The following is a 19,074-nucleotide window of genomic DNA, read 5'->3' as shown; positions in this document are numbered from 1 at the left end:
ACAAGTTGCTTTTTGCAATATGGATAAGTGTCCGAGCGGTCTAAGGAGCACGCCTCGAAAGCGTGTGAGGTGAAAGCCTCCGCGAGTTCGAATCTCGCCTTATCCGCGAGCATGACCCGAAATCGTTGAAATATCAACGGTTTCGGGTTTTTCTTTATCGTTGAATTACTATCGTCGAATGATTGTCGTCGAAACACGAAGGGCTGATATGACCAATAGCGAACTTGATTCCGACGTTGCCGCGGCCGACGCTCCGGCAGGCGGGGAGCAGACACCGCATCCGATGCATAAGGTGCTGTCTTTTGTGCGGCGCTCGGGCCGATTGGACGATCGTCTGCAGCGTGCGTGGGATAACTATGCGGACCGTTATCTGCTGGACATCACGGAAGGCAACCTTCTGGATGTGCGCGAAGGTGTGACCCTCGATCGAGACTTCATCTCACGTGTATGGGGCAATGAGAATCCGCTGATCGTGGAAATAGGCACCGGTCAGGGGGAGAACGTGGCTGCTGCTGCGGCCGCACATCCTGAATACAACTTCCTGGCGCTCGAAGTGTACGATCCGGGCGTGGCGCATACGCTGCTGCTCGCCGGCAAGCAGGACTTGGACAATCTTCGTGTGGCCCAGGTCAATGCGCCTGAGCTTTTCAAAGTGACGGCTGATGCCGTGGTCAGCGAAGTGTGGACCTTCTTCCCGGATCCGTGGCCGAAGAAGAAGCATCACAAGCGTCGTATCGTGCAGGAGGCGCTCGCCGCCGATATTCATCGCGCTTTGGCGCAGAACGGTGTCTGGCGCATTGCTACCGACATCGAGGATTATGCGCTTCATGTGCATGAGGTGATGGATGATCTCGCGGGATGGCGCAACCTTGGGCGTTTGACCGTGAGCCTGCCGATTGAACATGTAGGCAAAGGCAACGCCGATATGGCCGCCGATATGCCTCATGCGGATTTCGTCGAGAGCGAGCGGTTTGAGGGGCGCGTGCTTACGAACTTCGAAAAGAAGGGGCTTGCCGCCGGTCGAGTGATTCACGATTTCACCTATCAGGCGGTCGCGCTTGGTTGAGTGGCGACGCTGGGGCGGGGCGGGATGGAACAGCGTATGAACTGATTTTGCGGTTTCGTCCCGCACCATTCCGGCGCGACACGCCGAAGAGGGCTGTCGATTTGCGTACCGTGGTTCACTCCCGTATAGTTACACGAGTTGTCCGCCCCCATCGTCTAACGGTTAGGACACCAGACTTTCAATCTGACAACGAGAGTTCGACTCTCTCTGGGGGTACCAACGAGCTCCGGTTCATGAACATTCATGTGCCGGGGTTTTTGTTATGTGGCGATGCTATGCGCCGAACTGCGCGGCACCGGCCCCGAATCGTTTGCGCACAGCGTCCAGCGCCGCTTCCGCGTCATGCCGACGCGCCTGTGCGGTTCGTCCCTGAGTGTCGTCAGCCTCTTCCAACATGTCATCCAGCGAAGGCTGCACGGCCGTGTTGGCGGCCGCGCTCAATGATGAAACGCTCATTCCCGCCAGTCTGATCAATTTGGGCAGCGGCGGCAGCGAATCGGCATCCTGCGGTGGCGTTATGGGCTTGAGACTGGAGGGCATTCCCATCATGAGGCGCAGCTGACGCACGCATTCTGGATAGAGGACACCGGCTGTATTCGTAGGCTGTTCCATCGTGAATGAGCGTGTTTGATAGCTCAGATCCGCGAACCGTAGTTTGACGGTAACGGTGCGTGCCACCAATCCTTTGCGGCGCAATGTTGCGGCCACCTCATCGCATGCCGAGCGCAGAAGGTTGCACACCACGCGCATGTTTCGCGTGTCCGAAGCCAACGTGCGTTCTGATCCGATGGATTTCTCTTCGCGTACCGGTTCGATCGACCGTGAATCCAATCCATGTGAGGCCATCCATAATCCGCGCGCAGCTGCCTTGGAACCGGTGGCTCGGGCGAGCGACGATTCATCCATCCGTGCCAGATCGGCCACAGACATTACACCCCAGGCGTTCAGTCGTTGCTCCAACGACGGTCCGATGCCGGGGACGCTTCGCAATGGCATCATTTGTACGAACTCGGCCGAGCGGGCGGCGGGAATGAGCAGCATGCCATTCGGTTTGGCGTTAGTCGAAGCCATTTTGGCAATCAGTTTGTTGCATGCGATGCCAACCGAACAAGTGATATGAAAACGTTCGGCCACCTGCGTGCGGATCCATGCGCCGATGGCACTTGGCCGTTTCCACGCCAGGAGTGCCGCAGAGACGTCCATGTACCCTTCGTCCACGGAGACCTGCTCGAAACGATCGGTGATGGTTAGAAACACCTCATGCATGATCCGTTGCGACATATGGCGGTAGTAGCGCATATCGACTGGTAGGAATATGCCATCCGGGCATAATTGACGTGCCCGTGCGGTCGGCATAGCCGAATTGATGCCATAGCGACGAGCTTCATAACTTGCGGCAGATACTACTGAACGCGTACCCGTACCGATGATTACCGGTAAACCTCGCAACTCCGGATGACGAGCTACCTCCAGCGAAGCATAGAAAGCGTCCATGTCGATATGCAGCACTGTGCAACCGCTTTCGTCATGTCCCCAATCTCGTTTGGCGGCCTCAAGTCGTGGTGCGGTGCTCATGCCTCTTATTGTACGAGCGGACGTGCGAGCGGAGGTGCGAACGGAGGCGCGAGCGGATGCATGCCAAAACATGTCAGCCAGTGGTTTTGTCCAAAGCATTGTCCGTGTTTTTTCGATGTGTCCACGTTCTGCGCCGGCTGTCCCGACGGGCCGAGTAGCGTGAGTGCTATGCATCAGATGAGTCAGACGAAGCGGGTGGTAATCGATCTCCTCAACCGTGTCCCAGTTGTATTGATCGTCATTGGAGAGGCGTTGGTGATCTATCTGGCCACTGCCGTCGCCAAACTGGCGTTCACGCAGCTTGACCCGTTGTACTCGGTGTGGTATCGCGTGGGATTCATGGCCGTGCTGTTGCTGGCGTGGAGACGTCCGTGGAGCGCGGGCAAACGTGACCGACTTTTCCACCGATCCGTACGCGGATGGGCTTTGATCGTGCTGCTTGGATGCTCGCTGGTGTTGATGAACACGATGTTTTATGTGGCCATCAGCAATATGGACATGGGCATTGCCGTGGCTATAGAATTCCTTGGTCCGCTTTCGGTGGCGGTGATTACCGGCCGCAGCTGGCGTGAACGACTTGGCATCGGTATCGCAGCGGCTGGCGTGGTGTTGCTTGCCGGCATTTCACTGGCGAATCCTTCCGGCAAAGGTACGTTTCTGGTTGGTCTGATCGCCATTCTCATCGGCGGGTCGATGTGGGGCGTATACATCGTCACCGGACGACGTGTGGCTTCAGGCGGCAATTCGCTGGACAATCTATGCATTGCCGTGACCATCGGCTGGTTGGTGCAGTCGATATTCCTTGGCGCGCCTGCCATCGCGAATGTGCTTCATCCCAAGCCGGATGCCACTTGGGCGCTCGCCGCCGGCGGTTCGTTGAAACTGCTGTTGCTGTTGTTCGTCATCTCGCTGATGGCATCGTTTATTCCCTATGTTGTGGAGCAGATAACGCTGCGGCGCACTTCATCCGGTGCTTTTTCCGTGATGCAGTCGATTAATCCCGCAATGGCTGTTGCCATTGGTCTGCTGTTTGGCGAAGTGCCGAGCGCCGGTGAGATTGTAGGCGTCGCATTGGTGATTTGCGCTGTGATCGTTACGTTTTCGGGTGATGCGGCACCGGCAGGAAACGATTGATAATCAGCCGATTGCATACATGGTCTGTGTGACGTGACGTCGATGGTGGACGCGCAACACCTCGAAGTGTTCGCGATATCCGAAAGTTGTGGTACAGTATTTTGCTGTTGCGCTTGATTGGGCAACGTGGAGACATGCCTGAGTGGCCGATAGGGGCACCCTGCTAAGGTGTTAGTCGCTTTTCGCGGCTCGAGGGTTCGAATCCCTCTGTCTCCGCTGGCAAGGGTTTCCGGAGTTTTTTCGGAAACCCTTTTTCGTTTTCTGTGAGATAACCCGCGTGGTGCTGCGTTACTGTTCGAAGAGATCGGCGTCGGCGGTGGGGTAGCCGAGCTGGAATGCGGTATACGCATGTTTGGCAGCAAGTGCGGCGAGGATGGACAACGTGGTGGTGTCGGACGGGGAGTCCGAATCTGTTACGGCCTTGATTTCGGCGCGTGCGCAATCCATTTCTATGGCGGCGGCCGTCGGTACGGTTTGTCCGCTGGGTTTGTCGCTGATAGTCACCGGATTGGCCAGCAGCGTACTGATGTCGTAGATCTTTTGTCTGGGATCGGCATGGGTGCCGGATCCCGTATCACCAGCATTGTTCCAGCTGCCATCCGCCAGAGACACCAGCTGTTGCCCTGCGCTTTTGTGCAAGTCGCTGAGCTGAAGCGTTGCCCCTGCGGTCCGGCCTTGCGCGGCGAGTACTTCCAAAGCGAATCCGGCGCGGTCTTCGGCCAATGCCATGGCATCGAGCACATCGGTGTCCATCGTCATGGCGGTAACTCCATCTAGACGAGCGGGGGACGAGGATGGAGCGACAGCGGACAGTCGTTGGGCCAAGGAAGCCAGCTTGGCTTTGGATTGGGCGTTGCGAAGCACCCCCTCGCCGAATCGTCCGGGGCAGGACGCGGCGACGTCAATCCATGCCAGCGGTACCGATTGACCAGCGACATACCGTACTGTCATTGGAGTGCCGGTGCCATTCCAAGAATCGCCGTTCACCAGCGTGAGCGCTTGCTCGCAAGGGCTCATCTGCCGTTCGGCTTCGGCTTTGCCGGACAGTCGTGGAGCGGAACATGCACTGAACGAACACAGCAGTATCGCTGCGGATGCCAGTGCCCCGATGCGGCGGGCTGACTCGGACCAAAGCGCATGTGTCTGCATGGAAATCTACACTAATAGTTAACTGTGACCATTCAAGGCCATGCGCCACATAACTTCATAGGAGGTACGGATCGATGGAACTGGACCTGACAGGAATGCACAAGCTTGCCGCTGAGCAAGGAATCGACCCCGGAACCTTGGATGAGGCGCTGGCCGAGGCCTTGCGTCTCGCCTATCTCAAGACTCCGCATGCAGCTAAGCATGCTCGTGTGGAACTCGATGAACGTGCCGGCAGCTTTACCGTGTGGGCGGCCGATGAGATTCCGGTGGAGCCCACTGAAGACGATCCGCATCCTGCTCCTAAGCTGGGCGAGGAGTATGACGATACGCCGCATGATTTCGGCCGCCTCGCCGCAGCCACTGCACGTCAGGTCATCACTCAGCTGTTCCGCCGTGCGGAAGACGAGAAGGTGTTCGGCGCTTTCTCCGGTCAGAAGGGCAAGCTGATCACCGGCGTCATCCAGCAGGATGTGTCCGATTCCTCCAATGTTCATGTCGCCATGGGAGACGTGGAGGCTATTCTGCCGCGTCGTGAGCAGGTGCCGGGAGAGCGCTATCGCCATGGCGAGCGTATCCGTGTGTACGTGGTCAATGTGGCCCGTGGCGTTCGCGGCCCGGAAATTGTGGTGTCTCGTTCCCACCCCGAACTCGTGCGTAAGCTGTTTGAGCGTGAAGTGCCGGAGTTGGTTTCGGGTGCGGTGTCCATTATGGCGATCGCCCGTGAGGCTGGTGCCCGCACCAAGATTGCGGTTAAGGCCAACACCGAGGGCGTCAATCCGAAGGGCGCTTTGATTGGACCCGGTGGTGCTCGTGTGCGTGCTGTTATGGAGAACCTTGGCCCGGAGAAAATCGATATCGTTGATTATTCCGATGATCCGGCGAAGTTCGTGGCCGCTGCGCTGAGCCCGGCTGTGGCTACTGGTGTGCAGGTGATCAGTGAGAAGAACAAGACCGCCATCGCGTTCATTCATGACGATCAGCTGTCTCTCGCTATCGGCAAGGAAGGCCAGAACGCTCGTCTCGCTGCCAAGCTGACCGGTTGGAAGATCGGTATCGAGTCCGCTGAGGCGCATGCCAAGAAGGTCGCTGCTGAACAGGCCGCGCAGGAAGCACAGCATCAGACCGCCGCTGCGCAGTCGGAGCAGGGCGAGTAAACAGTAGGGGAGCCTACTGCACAACCGTGCGACAGTCGGACAGCGCAACCGAATGGTAGCAGCACAATGAAATCCGATTGATATCGTCATCGTTTCACGAGCCGCGTTTTCCTTTGATGGAGGGCGCGGCTCGCTGTTATGCCGCTATCCAGCGCTATGAGTATGCTTGAGTGGCGTATGTGGGTGGGCGCAGTGTGCGCAAAATCGCCCGCACAGAGACGAGGTAACACGATCATGGTCGAACGATGAGACAGGGTAGGCTTGCCGTCATCACCAATTGACCACGCCCATGTCGCGTGGTCACAGAATAGGAGTAATTAGTGGGAAAACCACGCGTATACGAACTGGCCAAAGATTTGAACGTCGATAGCAAGACCGTTCTTGAGAAGCTTAAGGACATGGGGGAATTCGTCAAGTCCGCTTCCTCCACCATTGAACCTCCGGTAGCGCGTCGTCTGCGCGCTGCTTTCGCAAAGGACAACGCCAAGGGTGATGCTAAGCCGGCACCGTCCACGCAGAAGCCTGTTGCCAAGCCCATGCCTCAGCAGCACAAGCCCGCGGCAGATTCCCCGGCTCCGGCGGCTCCTGCTCCGGCGGCTCCGACGCCGCGTGCACATGCAGCCCGTCCGGCTGCCCCGACGCCGATGCGTCACGAACAGCATGATCATCGCGACAACCGTGATTCCAATGGCCGTCCGGCACGCCCCGGTCAGGGCCGTATGAACAACGGTGGTCGTCCCTCCCAGAACCGTGCAAACGGTGCCCAGCCCGGTCCGCGCCAGAACAACCGCGATAATCGCGGCGGTGCGCCGACTCCTCGCCCGTCCGGTCAATCCAACGCCAATGGCGGCAATGCCAACGGTGCTGCATCAAACGCTATTCCGCGCCCGCATACGCCGGGTCCGCGTCCGGGCAACAACCCGTTCTCCCGCAAGCAGGGTATGCGTACCCCGACTCCGGGTGATATTCCGCGTCCTCATCCGATGGCTCGTCCGACCGCGGAAGGCGGTCGTGGCGGTCGTCCGGGTCGTCCCGGTCAGGGCCAGAATGGTCAGGGCCGTGGTGGATTCCGTGGCCGTCCGGGCCAGGGCGGCGGTCAGGGTGCTCCGCGTCCGGGCCAGTGGGGCCATAACCGTCCGGGTCAGGGCGGCGGCGCTGGCGCTCAGGGCGGCGCTCGCGGTGGATTCCGCGGCGGTCAGGGCGGCAATAACTTCCAGGGCGGCGGCGCTCCCTCCAACGGTCCTGCACGCGGCGGCGGTCGCGGCGGTCGTGGCGGCGCAGCCGGTGCATTCGGTCGTCAGGGCGGTAAGTCTTCGAAGGCACGCAAGAACCGTCTGGCAAAGCGTCATGAGTATGAGGAGCTGAAAGCACCGACCATCGGCGGTGTGCGCATCCCCAACGGCAATGGTCAGACTATCCGTCTACGTCAGGGTGCGTCCTTGGCTGATCTGGCGGAGAAGATCAACGTCAATCAGGCTGCGTTGGTTACCGTTCTGTTCCACCTCGGTCAGATGGCGACGGCTACCCAGTCCCTCGATGAAGACACCTTCCAGATCCTGGGCGAGGAGATCGGCTGGAACATCCAGCTTGTTTCCGCCGAGGAGGAGGATAAGGAGCTGCTCCAGCAGTTCGACATCAACCTCGATGAAGAAGAGCTGCAGGATGATGAGGATCTTCAGCCTCGTCCGCCGGTCGTCACCGTTATGGGCCATGTCGATCATGGTAAGACCCGCTTGCTCGATACCATCCGCAAGACCAACGTCATCGCACGTGAGGCTGGCGGCATTACGCAGCGTATTGGTGCATATCAGGTCACCGTGGAGCTTGACGGCGAACAGCGCAAGATCACGTTCCTCGATACCCCGGGCCATGAGGCCTTCACCGCTATGCGTGCCCGTGGCGCGGAGCTGACGGACGTTGCGATTCTCGTGGTCGCCGCTGACGACGGTGTGATGCCCCAGACCGTTGAGGCCATCAACCACGCTCAGGCTGCCAAGGTGCCGATCGTCGTGGCCGTCAACAAGATCGATGTGCCCGGTGCCAACCCCGACAAGGTGCGCGGCCAGCTCACCGAGTTCGGACTGGTGCCCGAGGAATATGGCGGCGACACGATGTTCGTGGACATTTCCGCCAAGCAGAACATCAACGTGGACAAGCTCCTCGAAGCCGTACTGCTGACGGCTGACGCTGAGCTTGATCTTCGCGCGAACCCGAATATGGATGCCCGTGGTGCCACCGTCGAAGCCCGACTCGATAAGGGCCGCGGTGCCGTGGCCACCGTGCTCGTTCAGCAGGGTACCCTGCACGTGGGCGACGCCATTGTGGCTGGAACCTCCTACGGCCGCGTGCGCGCCATGCTTGATGAGAACGGCCAGACCATGGATGCGGCCGGTCCGTCCACACCTGTTCAGGTGCTGGGCCTGACCTCCGTGCCTACCGCCGGCGACCTGTTCCTCGTGGCTTCCGATGATCGTGCAGCCCGCCAGATCGCCGAAAAGCGTCAGGCCACCGAGCGTGCCGCCCAGCTGGCCAAGCGCCGCAAGGTCGTCTCGCTGGAGGACTTCAAGAAGAAGTTCGCCGAGTCCGAGATCGATATGCTCAACATCGTCATCAAGGGCGATTCCTCCGGCTCCGTCGAGGCGCTGGAAGACTCCTTGATGAAGATCGAGGTCTCCGACGAAGTCGGCATTCAGGTCATCCACCGCGGCGTCGGCGCGATTACCCAGAACGATGTCAACCTGGCTACGGTCGACAAGGCCGTCATCATCGGCTTCAACGTGCGTCCGAACCGTCAGGTCGCCGATCTTGCCGAGCGCGAGGGCGTGGAGATCAAGTACTACTCGGTCATCTACCGTGCCATCGAGGATATCGAGGCATCCCTCAAGGGCATGCTCAAGCCGGAATACGAAGAGGTCGTCACCTCCCACTCCGAGATCCGCGAGATCTTCCGCTCCTCCAAGTTCGGCAACATCGCCGGCGTCATGGTGCAGGACGGCGAGGTCAAGCGCGGTACGAAGTGCCGTATTCTGCGCAACGGTGTGGCCACGGTCAACGATCTGGAGATCTCCTCGCTGCGTCGCTTCAAGGACGATGTCCAGTCGGTCAAGGAAGGCTACGAGGCAGGTATCAACCTCGGAACCTTCAACGACATCGAACTCGGCGACATCATCGAGACCTTCGAGATGCGCGAGGTCGAGCGTAAGTAGTGCATCGCCTTATCCGATAATCAATCGGATACCTATATTTCTGGCTCCCCCGTCAAGGGGGAGCTGCCGAACGAAGTGAGTTCGAAAGAGTCTCGGCGTCAAGCCGAATTCGTGCTTTCGACCGTCTACGACGACAGCTCCCCTTTGACGGGGGAGCCGAGTCATATGTTGTCATTTGTGAAAGGAATCTGCCCATGGCAGGAACCAACCCCCGCGCCGCCCGTATCGCGGCTTTGATTCAACGCGTTGTCGCTTCCTCCATCGAACGTGAGTTGCATGACAAGCGTCTGACCAATATCACCGTCACCGAAGTGCGTGTGACCAACGATCTGCAGATCGCCAAGATCTACTGGACCCAGCTTGGCCATGAAGGCAAGGAAACCGGTGAACGTAAGCGCGCCCAGCAGGCTCTCGACCAAGCCAAGGGACATCTGCGCACGCTTGTCGGTCGCAAGGCCGGTTTGCGCCTGACCCCGCAGCTGCAGTTCGTGTTCGACGAGGTACCCGGCGAGGCCCACGAAATCGAAGACATTCTGGCCTTGGCGCGTAAGCGTGACGAGGAACTGGCCAAGGCTCGCGCCACCGCACAGTATGCCGGCGACGCCGATCCGTACAAGCACGACGACGAGCCTGACGATGAGGCTGATGACGAGTTTGCAGCCGAGTCCGACGAGACTGATGAGGATCACTCCGAAAACGAGTAGGAGCGTACATTTTCCCGGGCTACCGGACCTGTCATCTGGAAGAACGTACGCTGAGCGACAGTCAGCGTACGTTCTTCCAGATGAAGGGCGAACTACTCTGGGAAAACGTACGTTGATGGATGACACAGGTAAATTGAGTCACAGGTAATGACCCCAAGGTACTGATATGACAATGAATCAACCCAATGGCCTACTGGTTATCGACAAGCCGCAAGGTATTACCAGTTTCGATGCGGTGGCTGCGGTGCGTGGCGCATTGCATATCAAAAAAGTTGGTCATGCCGGCACTCTTGATCCGATGGCCACGGGCGCGCTGGTCATTGCATTCGGCCACGCCACGCGGCTGCTGAATGCCATCGTGGAACATGACAAAACCTATGAGGCGACGATTCGTCTCGGTATGGGCACCACCACTGATGATGCCGAGGGCGAACTCATCGATGTCCGGCACGACGACCGGAGCGTTACGGATATGACGCAGAGCGCCATTCAACAAGTCATCGAGGCTCGTTTCACCGGTGATATCGAACAGGTGCCCAATACCTTTTCCGCAATCAAGATCAACGGCAAGCGTGCTTACGACTTGGCTCGTGAAGGTAAAGCCGTGGAGCTGAAGGCCCGCCCGGTGCATATCAGTGAGTTTGCCGTACTTGCTGTCCGTCAGGGGTATGTGGCTGGGGAATGCGCCGGTGAACCATTGCAGATGGCTGATTGGGCTCAACTGCAGAATTCCGATTCAGCAGTTCCGGTGATGGACGTGGATGTACGCGTCAGTTGCTCATCCGGCACCTACATTCGTGCTCTGGCACGTGACTTGGGAAAGGAACTGGGTGTTGGTGGACATCTGGTTCGATTAAGACGTACCAGGGTCGGCCGGTTTGCTTTGCCGGATGATACCAGTGGTCTTATCGGCGATGAAGCCATGACAGTTACTCGGGATCATACGGTCGGCGCCCATAGCGAAACCAAGACATTTACCAATCGCGAAGGCGCAACCGTCACTCGCAACAAGTGTGTGCTGGACACGCCTGCGGAATTGTCCGGTGACGAGAGACGTGCTTGGTTGCTCGATCGTGCGCTGAGTATGGAACAGGCGGCGCGCGGAGCTATGCCCTCACTGGATATTACGCCGGGAGAAGCGGCTGAACTGCGGTTCGGCCGTCGTATTGCACGGTCCATCGATGTGCCGACCGTGGCCATTGTGCCGCAAACGCATGATGTAGTGGCCATTGTAGAACGCGCGAACTCACATCAGGCCAAGCCCGCCACCGTATTCCCCGCCGAGTAGAGTAGACGCGGTTTGCATTGCGCCGTCTTGTGACGCACGACGCGATGCCACGAGTGCATAGCTCAGACTTGCAGACACTTTCAGGAACATGAACAGCTACACGTATAGCAAAGGACAGGATTCGACACGATGAACATCACGCATCTGACTCCGGACGCCCAAGGCGAAGTTGAATGGCCCTCGTTCGACAACGATAAAAAAGCTGTGGTAACCCTTGGCGCTTTTGATGGCATGCATTTGGGACATCAGGCCGTGATCAAGCGTGTGGTTGAGCTGGCTCACCAGCATGATGCTTTCTCCGTGGTGATATTGTTCGATCCTCGGCCTGCTTTTGTGCATAGCTGGGCTGCCAAACATGAAGGACAGGAGCCTAGTGAAGAGCAGATTGATGCCGAAGCTCTGACCAGCGTACGGGAGCGACTGCGCCGTATCGAGTCGTTGGGCGTGGATCAGGTGCTTGTCGTTCATTACATATTGGCCTTCGCTGCCAAGTCGTACATCTTCTTCCTCGGTCGTCTTACGGGTAAACTCGGTATGCGTACATTGGTGCTTGGCCAGGATGCCGCCTTTGGCAAGGGGCGTGAAGGCGACGTACATCATGTGGCTAATCTGGCCGCTGCAACCGGTGTTTTTGAACTGGACGTAGTGGATGACCGCGGCCCAGGTGAAGTGCGTATTCCGCGCGATTTCAAGCCGGAGATGCCTGCTGAATGGGGTGAGCCCACCGATCCGTTGGCGAATGCCAGCAAAGCGGAACGTCGTGCGTGGAGCAAGAAGCACCAGGCCAAGGCCATGCGTGCGTGGAGTTCCACCAATATACGATATCTGCTCGCTCATGGTCGTATCCAAGAGGCCAACGCCATTCTGGGCGCTCCGCATGCGATCGAAGGCGAAGTGGTACATGGTGAGGAGCGAGGTCGCACCATCGGGTTCCCGACCGCGAACCTCGGTACGGACATTGAAGGCTATATTCCGGTCGATGGCGTCTATGCCGGATGGCTCGTGGACGGAGACAAACGTTGGCCTGCTGCCATCTCAATCGGCACCAAGCCCACCTTCAGCGAGAAAACTGGTCTCAACGAACGCGTGGTGGAATCCTATTGCATCACCGATGATTGGATTGACCTGTACGGACACAAGGTGCGTGTGGAATTCACCGGTTTCCTGCGCCCGCAGGTCAAATTCAGCAGCGCCGATGAGCTTGTGGCTGAGTTGAAACGCAATGTGGAGGAGACCAAGCGACTGACTGCGTGAGCGCGCGGACGGCGCGTGGGCGCGTGTGGGTGCCCACACGCCATGTGAGCATATAGATAAGGATAATTAGATAATCCCCATCATTGGTTCGTTCCTATGGCATCGAACCAATGATGGGGATTATCTGTTGCTGTGTGCATGGGTGGCACGCCACATGCGGTGTGCCACCCATGCTTGTTAATGCCTGAAGTAGGCGAAGAATTCGCGCGTTTGCGGGTCGTCGGACTCATCCATCACTTGGCGAGGTGTGCCGTTTTCGGCGATCACACCACCGCGCAGCAGCACGATGCGGTCGGCCGCCTCATGGGCGAAACTCATCTCGTGCGTGGCCATGAGAATCGTGGTGCCTTGGGATTTCAGTTCGGCCACCATATTGAGTACCTCGCCCACCAGCATCGGATCCAGCGCCGAGGTGATTTCGTCAAGCAACAGCAGTTCCGGATCGGTCATCAGCGCACGGGCGATCGCCACACGCTGCTGTTGACCGCCGGAGAGCTGATCCGGGTAGGCATCAGCCTTGTTACGCATGCCGATGCGATCCAGCAGCTCAAGCGCGCGCGTGTAGGCGCGGTCCTTATCCCAATGATGGACTTTGATAGCCGCCAACGTCACATTCTTCAATACCGACATATGCGGGAACAGGTTGAACTGCTGGAACACCACGCCAATACGCGAACGGATCTGATCCTGATTCGCGCGCGGATCGGTGATATCCGTGTCTCCAAGCCAGATCTGCCCGTCATCCACTTGCTCAAGCAGGTTCACGCATTTCATCAGCGTTGATTTGCCGGAGCCGGAGGGGCCCAGCAGCGCGACCACTTCGTGCGGTTGGATCTCAAAGGAAATGCCGCGCAATACCTGGGTCGAACCGAAGGACTTGCGTACGTCATCCAGCCGCAGCACCGGCTTGGAGGTTGTCGTTTGTGTTCCGTTCATAGTGCTCACCGCGTCTTCCATCGTCATCGCTTTACTCATACCGTGCCTGCACTCAACTCACGTTTGCGCAGCCGTGCCGTGTACCAATCGTTGAGCAGAATAAATGGCACGCTCATCAGAATGAACAGCAGGCTGGCCACCACATACGGGGTGAAATTATAGGTGCTGGCCACATCGATCTGTGCGGCGCGCACGGCGTCGACTGCGCCTAGTACGGAGATCAAGCCGACGTCCTTCTGCATGGAGATGAAGTCGTTCATCAGTGCAGGGGCGACCTTGCGCAATGCCTGTGGAATTACGACCAGTCGGGTGGTCTGGCCCGCAGTAAGACCGAGGGAACGTGCCGAAGCGCGTTGCGAGGGATGCACGTCGTTGAAGCCGGCGCGCAGCACTTCGGATACATAGGCGCTATAGCCCATGATGACGGCGATAGTTCCCAGGATCGAGGGGTCGATGCGGCCGAACAGACCGAGACCGGGAATGCCGAAACCGATCAAGTACAGCACTACGATGATGGGCACTCCTCGCATCACGGTGGTGTAGATCAGTGCGAGAATGCGCAACGGGAACAGAATGGGGGAGCGGCTGGTGCGGATCAGCGCAATCAGCGTGCTTAGGATCGCGACGCCCACCAATGCGACCAACAGCACCTGGACGTTCAGCCATAGGCCTTTGAGTACGTCAGGGAAGGATTTGACGAAGTATTCGCCGGAGAAGAACGTTTCCTTGACTCGTGGCCAGCCAGGGGACAAATGCAATCCAACGGCGATCACCACCACGAACACAATCGTGCTGACAAGGCTGGTGATAACCGATTTGATTTGCTGCTGAAGACGGTATTGGCGGCGGTCAAGCTCGACTTGGCTGACCTCATGCGCTGACGTCTGTGATTGCATGTGCGGCGCTCGCTTCCTTGAACTGCTGTGAAAATGCATGCGGTAGGGGAATTATCGCATGCAGTGATGTCATGAAATGGAAAATGGCTTGGTCTGTAGCCATGAAGTGACTGCAGACCAAGCCAACGATCACTGAATCTTGTTACTTCAGTTCGGTCAGATCAGTGGTGTATTCGGCCAACCACTTGTCCTGCAGCTTCTTCAGCGTGCCGTCGGAGTTCAGCTCGTCCACGGCCTTGGTAGTCGCGGCGGTGAGCTTGGAGTCCTTGGGCAACACGATGCCCATGCCGTTCTTGTCCTCGGATCCAGCGATGCGGCCGAGCACAGTGGCGTCCTTGACCTGTTCGGACTGGACCATGTATACGCATTCCACGGTGCTGGTCACCAGTGCGTCGATCTGGCCGGCGTCAAGAGCCTGAGCCAATGCGGCGTCATCGTTGAAGGTCTGGATATCGTCCTTGATGGACTTCTTGACGTAGTCATAAGCCAGCGTACCGACCATCACGCCGATGGTGGCGTCCTTCAGATCAGCGAGGGACTTGACGTTGGCGAACTTGCCGTCCTTCTTGACGATGACGGCTTGGCTGTCGTTGTAGTAGCTGGAGGAGAAGTCCACGGCCTTCTTGCGGGCGTCGGTGATGCCGAACTGCTGGATGTTCATATCCCAGTCTTTGGCACCCGGAGCGATGGCGGAGTCGAAGGTGGAGCGCACCCAGACCACGTCAGACTTCTTGAAGCCGAGCTTTGCGGCGACATCGTAAGCCACGGCGGCCTCGTAACCTTCACCGGACTCAGGCTTGTCGTTCATGACCCACGGCTCATATGCCGGCTCGCCTGTGGCGATGGTCAGCTTGCCCGGGGTGACGGTCTGCTGCGTAATGTCGCTGGAATCAGCGGATGTGGAACTGTTGGACTGGCTGGAGCCGCAGGCGGCGGTGAGCACCAGGGCCAGCGCGCTCACAGTGGCGGCCGCTACACGGATGAAGCCTTTCTCATTGTTGAACATAGTGGAATCCTCTCTCTTCCTGCATGGGATACGCGCCGCAATATATTGATTGCCGATCGTTTGGCGCATGCGCGCCAATTTTAGAACGTTTACATTACGGTGAAGCCTGCATGCCTATTGCCGTTGGTTATAGCCGGTTATTCGAGGGTGAACCCCTCGAACACAAATCCCGGGCTGACCACGCAGGACACCAAGGCATCTGCGGTACCGGGAAGTGTGCGCTGCCAGATGCCGGCCGGTACTACGGCATGACCTGTAATGGGACTACCGGCGGCGTCGCCAGCCGATGCGTCATCGGTGACGATACCGCTGCCCAACGTGATTTGCGTGCGTTTTCCGGCATCCTCTTGCGGGGAGTCCCCGTTGCCGCCCAATTCCAGCGTCACCGGTGCCGGGCCATGCCACAGCCACAATTCGTCCGCATCCACCTTGTGCCAAGCACTGGCATCTCCCTCGGGCAGCAGGAAATAGATCAAGGAAGCCAACGGGCGTTTACTTGTGGCGTCCTCATGCGGACTTTGCCAATCGCGTGTATACCAGCCGCCCTCCGGATGTGCCTCAAGACCAAGCCGTTCCACCACCGAACGCGCGTATGCGCTCATATCCTCCAATGCCACGCTCATATGTGCTCCTTTGCTTGTTGTTGTTACGTTGTCGCTATGTCGCTGTCGCGGGCACCGCAATATTGCTGCGTGCCGTCGTGGCGCATTATTGCTGTGTCAGTGCTGCCGCAGTGTCGGCACAGCAACAGCATTCACCACGCTCCGTTGTTGTATGCCTCGCGCCCGGCAATCACCGTGGCTCGATTGGTGCCTGCACCGTGGCGGATGAACGTCTCCAATGTTTCTTCGATGCCGGCTGGCGACGACGTGTCGACAGGAATGTCGAAGAACGCCAGATCGGCCAACGCCCCCGCATTGATCTGCCCGATGCGGTTGACCCCCACGTGCATGCCCATCGAAGCGGCACCGCCCAGCGTGAGCATACGAATCAACCTGTGCGTCAGGTCGTCGCTCGTATATCCCTGCTCGCGTGCGAGGTCGTACAGCATGGAGGCGTCATCCAATAGATCGAGGCTTGGCGTGCTCGACAATGAGTCGGTGCCCACTGCAACCAGATTGCCTTCCTCAAGGTATTCGCGGATCGGAGCGTCCTTGCCGGTGTTGGTAATGCGGTTCGAACGTGGGCACAATGCCACGCCGACACCGCGCTGCCGTAGGATTCTGCGATCTTCTTTATCGGCCCATACGCCATGGGCGATATGCACGTCCGGCCCCAGAGAGCCAAGCTGATCGACGAACTGAATGGCGGATGCACCTTTGCCGACCTCTTTCAGCTGCTTGTAACTCACCCAGTCGTGATCGCGCCAGTCGGCGGCGGAGTATGTAGTGAGCACCGGCGGATAAGTGCCAGCCTCAAGCGGGGTTTCGGCCAAATGGATGTGCAAGCGCATATTGAGCCGTCGTGCGATATCCGGCAGATCCACGAATGGCTCGGATTCCAGCGTGTAGGGCGCGTGCGGGCTGATGCCCAGATTCGGCAACCGTTCCTGGCTCATCTTGCGCAGCTGGCGACTCAGCTCGGTACGTCCCTTGGCGAGCCATTCGTCGTTATGCCAGCCCATAACCTCCCAGTAGGCGATGCCGTGCATGCCTTGTGAGGCAAGGGCCCCGGCGGCATCCAGATCGGTCACGATATCCGCTGCCGCAGTGGTGCCGGATTCGACCATCTGGCGTGCGCCATCCTCCGCCCACTGCTTCCAAGGCTGCGTTTGCTGCGCTTTGGCATATACCTTGTTGAAGGCCAGCTCCCACGCGCGGAAGCGATCGTAGGTGCCGCGCCCCACTTCTGCCATGCCAGTGTACTGCAGGTGGGTATGCGCGTTGATCAGGCCGGGAGTCAGCACGCCATCCCAGTGATGTTCGATAATCGTGGCGTTCTTCGTAGTCTCCTGCTTCAGTGCCTCCATAACCCAGTGGCGCTTGCCTACATGGATCACACGGTTGTCATGCACGGCCACTGTGCCATCCACAATCACCGGACCGGTCACAGGAATTACCAGTTTGGCTGAATACAGCGTCACCTGGTCAACGAGTTCCGGATCGTTGCCGGGCCATACTGCCGCTTCGGTGGGAATCATCGGTCCTCCTTGGAAGTCAGTGTGTTCGCTTGCGCCGGTCTGGTGGCGGTGTTGCCGCGCGCATTCTCCGCGAATCGCGTCAATCGCCAGTCGTAGCCATTATCGGCCACCGCGTGGCTGGCCTGATATCCGCGTGCTTTAAGTGCCGCATCGGCTATACGGCGGTCCGTTTCGGAGCCAAGCCGAATCAGCTGATGAGGGAGCGCACCTTGATGCTCAAGCAGATAGGCGACCGCACTGGCCTGCACGGCGAAACTCAGATCCATGATCTCAATGGGATTGCCGCCGCCGACGGTATAGTTCACCCCATCCCCATCCGCCAGCAGCGTGAGCGTCGGGCCTTCCGGCACCTTGAGATCGAAGCGCTCGCGATTCACTGCGGGCGTGAAATCAGTCACCTCATCCAAGGCGATCTCATTGGCGATGCCGCCAATCACCGCCAATACCGTGCCTTCGCGCATCAGTCGCATATGTTCAAGCGTGATCGTATGACGCACACCGGTCGCGGAAATCACGATATCAGCTGAGGGCAGCGCATCCGTGATGTCACGGGCCTCAAACCCGTCGAACACGGCTTTGAGCGCGGCTACGGCATCGATGTCGCAGATCGTCACACGTGCGCCCAATGCCCGTACTCGCCGCGCGAATCCCCGGCCGACTGGGCCGTATCCGATCACAGTGACTCGGGCACCAGAGAAAGCATCGGTGCCTAGAATGCGTTGCATCGTGGTCACGCAGGTTTCACCGGTGCCATGTGCGTTGTCGAACCCGGTTTTGAGGATGCTGTCGTTCACCGCGACCACCGGATAGGTGAGCGCTCCCGCCGCCTCCATGCCGGCGAAAGCCCTTACGCCGCTGGTCGTCTCCTCGGCCACTCCAATCAGGTTTGCCGCGAGTTCTGGGCGTTCGAGAGAAGCCAGGCGAGCGAAACTCGCACCATCGTCGATGATGATATTCGGCTGAATGGTGTCTAGTAGACGCAATGCCGCTTCCTGAGCCTGCTCCGGTGTCCAGTCGCGGCTTGATTCCACGATGATGCCTTCGCTCTTCAACTGTTCGGCAACACGCGGATCCGTGGAGTCCGGGCCGCAGTAGACACCCACGATCGCTCCCGCTGCATGCAGCTTTCGCAGCAGAATCGCGGTTTTTGGCTCCAAAATCAAGCAGACGGCGATGCGGACTCCCGAAAAATCAATGCCTCGATCGTGCAATCCGTCCATGACATCGCGCAACACCGGCATATGCTCTTCGGCGTAGGCCATCGCCTCAAAACCTGAGGTTTTGCGCATGTCTGGGATTTGCTCGATCGGCAGGGATGAGTCAAAACGAAAATCGTCGGTACTTTCGTGCATCGCATCAGGTTGCTCGACGGTCATGCCCCATTGTTGGGCCGTGAACACACGATCCGGTTGCGTGCTGGATGATGTCATAACCAGACGTGCGCCGGCCAGTGAACGATTGGTGCGTTGTGAAAACGTCTCCGCCCAGGGAACGAAGTCACAACCAACTGAGTCGTTTCGAGTCATTTCCACTCCCTTGTTGTGCAGTATGGGAACTATCCTAAAA

15 protein-coding genes and 3 tRNA genes are annotated in these 19,074 nt (G+C 58.5%); 10 read left to right on the top strand and 8 right to left on the bottom strand.

Annotated features, from left to right (window positions below; genetic code table 11):
- Positions 1-21: 21 nt before the first annotated feature.
- From CUU80_RS05355 to CUU80_RS05345, 3 genes are all read left to right on the top strand, one after another.
- A tRNA-Ser gene (locus CUU80_RS05355) sits at positions 22-106 on the top strand.
- 102 nt (positions 107-208) lie between these two features.
- Positions 209-1,066, top strand: a complete 858-nt coding sequence (gene trmB, locus CUU80_RS05350) for a tRNA (guanosine(46)-N7)-methyltransferase TrmB (protein ID WP_100496291.1) — start codon at positions 209-211, stop codon at positions 1,064-1,066.
- 144 nt (positions 1,067-1,210) lie between these two features.
- Positions 1,211-1,285 (top strand) — tRNA-Glu (locus tag CUU80_RS05345).
- A gap of 54 nt (positions 1,286-1,339) precedes the next feature.
- Here CUU80_RS05345 and dinB read toward each other — a convergent pair.
- A complete protein-coding gene (gene dinB / locus CUU80_RS05340) occupies positions 1,340-2,641 on the bottom strand; it encodes a DNA polymerase IV (RefSeq protein WP_100496290.1) in 1,302 nt (433 codons plus the stop codon).
- Between the two features lie 177 nt (positions 2,642-2,818).
- Here dinB and CUU80_RS05335 point away from each other — a divergent pair, with 177 nt between their 5' ends.
- Positions 2,819-3,775 carry an EamA family transporter gene (locus tag CUU80_RS05335; protein WP_165775838.1) on the top strand — a complete coding sequence of 319 codons (957 nt, stop codon included), beginning with the start codon at positions 2,819-2,821 and terminating at the stop codon, positions 3,773-3,775.
- Between the two features lie 128 nt (positions 3,776-3,903).
- Positions 3,904-3,991: transfer RNA gene (locus tag CUU80_RS05330), tRNA-Ser, on the top strand.
- Between the two features lie 72 nt (positions 3,992-4,063).
- Here CUU80_RS05330 and CUU80_RS05325 read toward each other — a convergent pair.
- Complete coding sequence (locus CUU80_RS05325; RefSeq protein WP_100496420.1) at positions 4,064-4,792, bottom strand: hypothetical protein; 729 nt, start codon at positions 4,790-4,792, stop codon at positions 4,064-4,066.
- Positions 4,793-4,998: 206 nt separating this feature from the next.
- On the opposite strand from CUU80_RS05325, the gene nusA reads away from it, so the two are divergent.
- From nusA to ribF, 5 genes are all read left to right on the top strand, one after another.
- Positions 4,999-6,078 carry a transcription termination factor NusA gene (gene nusA / locus CUU80_RS05320; protein ID WP_100496288.1) on the top strand — a complete coding sequence of 360 codons (1,080 nt, stop codon included), beginning with the start codon at positions 4,999-5,001 and terminating at the stop codon, positions 6,076-6,078.
- Positions 6,079-6,398: 320 nt separating this feature from the next.
- Positions 6,399-9,284: a translation initiation factor IF-2 gene (gene infB, locus CUU80_RS05315; RefSeq protein ID WP_100496287.1), complete on the top strand. Its 2,886-nt coding sequence runs from the start codon at positions 6,399-6,401 to the stop codon at positions 9,282-9,284.
- Between the two features lie 194 nt (positions 9,285-9,478).
- Positions 9,479-9,988, top strand: coding sequence for a 30S ribosome-binding factor RbfA (gene rbfA, locus CUU80_RS05310; protein WP_100496286.1), 510 nt, complete (start codon positions 9,479-9,481; stop codon positions 9,986-9,988).
- 166 nt (positions 9,989-10,154) lie between these two features.
- Positions 10,155-11,276: a tRNA pseudouridine(55) synthase TruB gene (truB, locus tag CUU80_RS05305; RefSeq protein WP_100496285.1), complete on the top strand. Its 1,122-nt coding sequence runs from the start codon at positions 10,155-10,157 to the stop codon at positions 11,274-11,276.
- 129 nt (positions 11,277-11,405) lie between these two features.
- Complete coding sequence (ribF, locus tag CUU80_RS05300; protein ID WP_100496284.1) at positions 11,406-12,530, top strand: bifunctional riboflavin kinase/FMN adenylyltransferase; 1,125 nt, start codon at positions 11,406-11,408, stop codon at positions 12,528-12,530.
- A 177-nt stretch (positions 12,531-12,707) separates the two neighbouring features.
- Here the strand turns inward: ribF and CUU80_RS05295 are convergent, their stop codons facing one another.
- The 6 genes from CUU80_RS05295 to CUU80_RS05270 all read right to left on the bottom strand — a co-directional run bounded on the left by CUU80_RS05295 (position 12,708) and on the right by CUU80_RS05270 (position 19,034).
- Positions 12,708-13,466, bottom strand: coding sequence for an amino acid ABC transporter ATP-binding protein (locus CUU80_RS05295; RefSeq protein WP_243388667.1), 759 nt, complete (start codon positions 13,464-13,466; stop codon positions 12,708-12,710).
- A gap of 35 nt (positions 13,467-13,501) precedes the next feature.
- Positions 13,502-14,362 (bottom strand): amino acid ABC transporter permease, encoded by an 861-nt coding sequence (locus tag CUU80_RS05290; RefSeq protein WP_100496282.1) that lies wholly within the window; start codon positions 14,360-14,362, stop codon positions 13,502-13,504.
- Between the two features lie 142 nt (positions 14,363-14,504).
- The gene (locus CUU80_RS05285) at positions 14,505-15,368 is read right to left on the bottom strand and encodes an ABC transporter substrate-binding protein (RefSeq protein ID WP_100496281.1); all 864 of its coding nucleotides are present in this window, start codon (positions 15,366-15,368) and stop codon (positions 14,505-14,507) included.
- Positions 15,369-15,505: 137 nt separating this feature from the next.
- The gene (locus tag CUU80_RS05280; protein WP_100496280.1) at positions 15,506-15,991 is read right to left on the bottom strand and encodes a cupin domain-containing protein; all 486 of its coding nucleotides are present in this window, start codon (positions 15,989-15,991) and stop codon (positions 15,506-15,508) included.
- A gap of 131 nt (positions 15,992-16,122) precedes the next feature.
- A complete protein-coding gene (locus CUU80_RS05275) occupies positions 16,123-17,508 on the bottom strand; it encodes an amidohydrolase family protein (protein ID WP_100496279.1) in 1,386 nt (461 codons plus the stop codon).
- Positions 17,505-19,034, bottom strand: a complete 1,530-nt coding sequence (locus CUU80_RS05270) for an adenosylhomocysteinase (RefSeq protein ID WP_100496278.1) — start codon at positions 19,032-19,034, stop codon at positions 17,505-17,507. Before CUU80_RS05270 ends, CUU80_RS05275 begins: the two co-directional genes overlap by 4 nt.
- Between the last annotated feature and the right edge of the window lie 40 nt (positions 19,035-19,074).

This window comes from Bifidobacterium scaligerum (assembly GCF_002802865.1).
Classification (GTDB): Bacteria; Actinomycetota; Actinomycetes; order Actinomycetales; family Bifidobacteriaceae; genus Bifidobacterium; species Bifidobacterium scaligerum.
The sequence above is the reverse complement of the archived record's forward strand: the minus strand, read 5'-3'. Positions and strand labels throughout refer to the sequence as shown.